The organism is Vibrio sp. CB1-5, assembly GCF_059412285.1.
Window position 1 is genome coordinate 1 of record NZ_JBJHPB010000058.1, and the last position, 5,303, is coordinate 5,303.

5 protein-coding genes are annotated in these 5,303 nt (G+C 46.5%); 1 reads left to right on the plus strand and 4 read right to left on the minus strand.

What is annotated here, in order from left to right:
• Window positions 1–408: 408 nt before the first annotated feature.
• From ACJB0T_RS21755 to ACJB0T_RS21770, 4 genes are all read right to left on the minus strand, one after another.
• Window positions 409–831: a substrate-binding domain-containing protein gene (locus ACJB0T_RS21755; protein WP_479292329.1), complete on the minus strand. Its 423-nt coding sequence runs from the start codon at window positions 829–831 to the stop codon at window positions 409–411.
• A 51-nt stretch (window positions 832–882) separates the two neighbouring features.
• Window positions 883–2,154 (minus strand): cyclic di-GMP phosphodiesterase, encoded by a 1,272-nt coding sequence (locus ACJB0T_RS21760; RefSeq protein WP_479291653.1) that lies wholly within the window; start codon window positions 2,152–2,154, stop codon window positions 883–885.
• Between the two features lie 148 nt (window positions 2,155–2,302).
• Complete coding sequence (locus ACJB0T_RS21765; protein ID WP_479291655.1) at window positions 2,303–3,115, minus strand: hypothetical protein; 813 nt, start codon at window positions 3,113–3,115, stop codon at window positions 2,303–2,305.
• A gap of 40 nt (window positions 3,116–3,155) precedes the next feature.
• Window positions 3,156–4,097 carry a hypothetical protein gene (locus tag ACJB0T_RS21770; RefSeq protein ID WP_479291657.1) on the minus strand — a complete coding sequence of 314 codons (942 nt, stop codon included), beginning with the start codon at window positions 4,095–4,097 and terminating at the stop codon, window positions 3,156–3,158.
• Between the two features lie 234 nt (window positions 4,098–4,331).
• On the opposite strand from ACJB0T_RS21770, the gene ACJB0T_RS21775 reads away from it, so the two are divergent.
• Window positions 4,332–5,291, plus strand: coding sequence for an alpha/beta hydrolase (locus ACJB0T_RS21775; protein ID WP_479291659.1), 960 nt, complete (start codon window positions 4,332–4,334; stop codon window positions 5,289–5,291).
• The last annotated feature ends 12 nt before the right edge of the window (window positions 5,292–5,303 follow it).

Consider the following 5,303-nt stretch of genomic DNA (forward strand, 5'->3'; position numbering starts at 1 on the left):
ATTATCATCAACGAGTGCCCACACAGATTGATAGGTCTATATTTTTAAAGAACATCTCTTCAATCGCTCGCTGCTGCGTTTCGTCTGAAGAGGCGGCTATTCTAGCGAGATGATTCTCAGTGTCAAACACTTTTTTTCTAATTATTTTTGATTTTTCAAATCTAACTAGAAGACCATCTTGTAAGCTGAATGCCTCACTGACTATCGCCTCGAACCCTTGAGAGCTCTGCCGTGTCAGTGGAAGCGCATTATAGAGATGTCCGATTCATTGGCAAGTGTTTTTTAGCACTTTTTCCAAAAAAACGATCTTTTGATGAAAAAACAGTCGAAGTGTTCAAAAAACGCCTTTTAATTCCATTTAAGCGCGGTTTATAACACTGTTTCCTTCCGGAATACGTGGAGAAACACTCAACAGACCTTGTTCTTTGCCGTTTGTTTAAGCTGTGCATTGAGAAGAAGTACAGCCTCATGAGCCATATCACTGATAGGAAACTCAAGTGTGGTGACTTGCGGGTACAATCCTCGACAGCTATTCACACTGTCGTAGCTAATAATAGAGATACCTTCCAGGCAACGTATTTGATGTTCGTAGCAATACTTCATGATTCCACGGGTCATCTCTTCCCCGGTAGAGAACAGCGCTGTTGGCTTTTTGTCTTGGCTCATGAGTTTATCCATTGCTGCATACCCACTATCAAGCTCATAGTCCCCTTCAACAATGTAGTTAGCGTTTACCTCTACGCCTTTTTCAGCCATCGCTGTTCTGTAACCTGCTAGACGTTCTCGGCTGCTCTTTCTGCCTAGCGGACCGGTGACACATTGCTGTTTGATCTTCTATATAGCGGTCGAGAAGCACTAAAGGTGTTTTGGTCTTTGATAAAGCTAGTTGGCGTTATCATCAAAGTAATAAGACACTCGAGCACGTGGATTTAAGTATTCACGGATCTCTTCAGGTAAGCGTTCAGGATGAATCACCGACTCTACCTTCAAGTCTTTGTCTTCAAGCGCAATGATAGGAGCTTGCAGTTTAGGTACTCTTGGATCGTAAAGCAGCACATTTGGGTTGAGTAAGCTTGCACTGTTGATGGATACCACAAGGCCAACCATCTCATTCGACAACTTCACGATAGTACCTGGAGGGTAAACACCCATGTACTTGATAAGAATGTTCAAATTCTCATTGTTGTACTGCGATTTAGCGTGCTTGTATAAGTAAGAAAGCGCGGTATATGGGATCTTCTTCTCTGCGGGATCTTGATGATGGCATAAGTTATCAAACGCATTTGCTACCGAGACGATTTGAGTGATCACATCAATCTCATCGCCTTTAAGGCCATTTGGATAACCAGAGCCATCGAGAAGTTCATGATGTTGCTCGATAACCGTGATCACCTTCTCTGGCAAAATGTCTATCGCCCTCGCAATGTCACTGCCGTATTTGGTATGAAGTTTGAGGTAGTTATTTTCAGGCTCGCTCAACGGTGTGCTCTTACGCAGTATAGCCGCTGGGATTTTTGCCTTGCCAATGTCATGAAATAGCGCTGCCATCGCGACCATTTTGATCTCTTCTGCCTTAAGCCCTTTCGCTTTCGCGATCATCATCGCCAGAATCGAGACGTTTAAGCAATGGAAATAGAGATCTTCGAATTCCGTCTTACTGCCCATTAGGTGTAAGGTCACGTCGTCCTGTGATAGCAGCGATTCAACAATATCATCGACCAATTGCGCCGCCTCTTTTGCCGCTTGCTCTGGACGACTTCTTAACTTGGTCATCAAGTTGCGAATACGCGCCAATGAACGGTCAAATTCTTTTTCACAACGGGAGACTTTCCTACGATAGGCCGATAGCTCTTCGATACGTTGCTGTTTCTCTTGCCAAAGCGCATCGGACTCTGATTGCGCAGCCTCATCGTTCGCGGCAGGTGCTAGCGCTTGCTGCAACGGCAACGGCAACGGCAACGGCAACGGTAAGGCATCACTAAGTTCAGGTGTAACATAGACATACTTAACGCCTAGTTGACGGATCACCTGTACTTGCTGATCAGATTTGATTTTGAAAACGTTGAATAGAAAGGGATGTTCATTCCATTTGAGGGGGATCTTGATATGAAGACCTGGCTGAATTCGATCCACTGAAATTTTGATACTTGCCACAACGATACTGCAACTGGCTGAAAAACACGCGGTGATTCTAAAGAACTTACGGCGATTATTCACTCATTAATCAATAAAGTGTGATTCGGATAAATAACAGAACGATATAAAGTAAGACGCTCGCTACAACAGCGAGCGCGATAATTGGTTAAGCTTTACGGTCAAGAATGGCTTGTATACGCGGGTCGAGAGCCTTGCCGTGCTGCTGCTCATATTCCTCGCGCTTAAGATCCACCAAATTCTTCACCGACTGACTTGGCAGCGCTTTAGGCGCCTCTGTGACCAACTTGCCTTTTTCTTGCAGGCTCATGGCTTCGCGGTAGAACTCTTTAAAACGTCGAACGATCATCGATTGAGGCAAACGTCTTAACTCGTAGCCTTTGTTTTGCATGATCCATTTTTCAATTTGATTCTTCGGCGTTTTACTCACGACACGATTTAAAGCTTCCAACGACTCAGATTCGGTCAACTGACTTTTCAGCAGAGCAAGCTCACCCATAATTGGTGGCCACCTTTCCCCTGCTTGTAAGCGCTCACGGCAGTGCTGGATCACTCGCATCAACTCGGCTTCAGTCAGACTATCAGCGAAGTCTAAAAAACGACCTGTTGGCCTTCTACCGTAAGATTTTATCCACGTGGACTCGTAAATACTCAGCAAAGTACCAAAAATGTAGTTACACCAATCACTCGGTTGACGCTCCGGTTCACCATCGGTTTGCAGCATAGGACGAGTGTCATTCACCACCGGACGTGATTCAACAGACGAGCTCGCTCTCACCTGAGTGCTTGGACCATCCATCTTATTAGGCGTGGTAGCCGGCTCTGAAGGCTTACTCACCTGCACCGAAGGCTCTGATTTTTCAGATTTCAAATGCTCAAGGTTACTGCTGACGCCCATTTCGCGGAGCTTCTTTTCCATTGCGCCAAAATCTAAGTTTTTTGGCTTCTTGCCACTACTCATATTGACCCTTTACCTTAGTGACCACAACGGGATCATCATACTAAAAATTCGGATTCTTACCTTGCCCACGCAAGTATTCACGAAACTCTTCCGACGGACTTACTTCACCCGCTTTCTGGCTTTGTTGGAAAGACTGACGACGCCTTTCATCGGCTTGTCTTCGTCTGTCTTCCGCTTGTTTCTCGTTAACGATCCACAGTCTCAGCTTATTCAGCATTTGCGTGACCGACAAAAATTCGTTCGCGCGTGCTTTGTAGTAGACAACAAATTTCTCCCAAAACAGATGAGGATCGGCTGTCATTCCTGAATGCAGGATAGACTGCATCGCCCACTCCGCAATTTCATTCTCTTGCAAGTCATGCGTTGAAATGTACTTGGCATTCGAAGGCGTTTGCGTGCGCTGGCGAGTGGCTGGTACTCGGTCATTTCGCCCTTGCGACTCACCTTCAAAGTACTGCTCAAAACCACCAGAGCCTTTCATCATTTCTAGCCAATCTCTCAACATCGAATCACGACGCACTTCATTGACATTACGTACATCACGTTCGCGGATAAACCGCTGCCATAAGCTGTCTCGGTTCGCCACTGGCACCTTGTACAAGTTCATCGGATGATACGTCCAAGGAGGCGCTGGGGATGCTTGAGGTGTTGTCACCACAGGCGTAGGTTGCGGCTGATTTTCACGACTGGTCTCAATCACCGGTAGGCTATTTGGCTCAGACAGCGACAGAGTAAAGTGATGCACTTGCTCTCGGCCTTTTGAGCTCACCTGACCTTTTTGCAGCATGCCCTTTTGCGCCAACGCAGTGAGCACATCGGCAAGGCCAAACTCTCCAAGCAAACACTCTTTAGCGATCTCTGAGAGCACAACAGCGACGGAGCCATCCTGTCCACATAAGTCAGCCAACTTCAACAATACTAACTTATGGCTCGCTTCTAAATTGGTTTGTTGCCAAGCGAGATAGGTATATTTTGCGCCCACAGTCATTCTCCTCTCTGATACCTAGATTCTAGCGCTTCGCTGTGTTTGAGACAAACACAGCGAAGCGCGAATCCGATATGGTGCGGTATTTTTAAACTCTCCGTTTCATCAAACTCACACCATCAAATATGAACACACTCGCATAAAAGTATTCAATTTCGCATCTTATTCCCCTAAGGCGACTGCATTGTTGTACAAAAACCAATCAACCCACATTTTTAGAAGGAGTTTTTTGTGATACCACTCTACCGTGCAGCACTTACTTGTCTGATTTTGGTTATGGCCATTTCCCATGCCTTGGCCAGCTCGCCACTCAAGGAGACCATTCAGGTCCCAGCTCCTTCATTGCAATCAGGATACCTAGAGAATAGCGACACCCAGCAACTGTTTATCGCTCTGCCACCGAGTTATCACACCAGTAATAAACGCTATCCTGTCGTTTACTACCTCCACGGCTACAACGGCTCAGTGCGCGAAGCAGACCGAATTGCCAAACACTTGTCGACTCTATTGGCGCAAGACAACACACTCACAGAAATGATCATCGTTGGCATTAATGGCGCCAATCAGTTTGGAGGCAGCTTTTATGTCAACTCGGCCGTGACAGGTAACTGGGAAGACTTTGTAGTCAACGACGTCATCAATTATGTCGACACCCACTATCGGACATTGAGCGAAGCGCATTATAGAGGACTAGCAGGCTTTTCGATGGGCGGCTTTGCTACCACCAACCTCGCCCTACGCCACCCTGATACCTTTCAACATATGCATGCGTTTAGCGCCGGATTGTTTGATGAAAATGGATTAACAGACGCGGTCACCCAGTGGCAAACGATGCGCTGGTATCGAGTACTAAAAGGCTATGCTGCCGCCTTCGCTCCCATTGAAAATAGCGAAGCCAAGGCCGAATGGTACGACTGGGATGCGAACGACCCAGCAATCAAAGCGATGTGGGAGTCAGGATTTGGTGCTATCCCTGACAAGCTCGAGCACTATCTCAAAAAGCCGCAAAAACTAAGCTCGATTCGTATCGAATACGGCATGAACGACCAGTTTCCTTGGATACCAAAAGGCAGTGCGTATCTTGCAGCCGAGCTAAAGAAACGTCGCATCCCTCATGAAGAATACGCCCACGATGGCAATCACACCTTCTGTCAGCGCCGATGTAAAAATGACCCACTAACGCCGATTTAAAATTGACCCACC

Bases quoted from the DNA above. Each gene is read 5' to 3' on its own strand.
- ACJB0T_RS21765 (WP_479291655.1), bottom strand. From the start codon at position 3,115: ATGAGTAGTGGCAAGAAGCCAAAAAACTTAGATTTTGGCGCAATGGAA.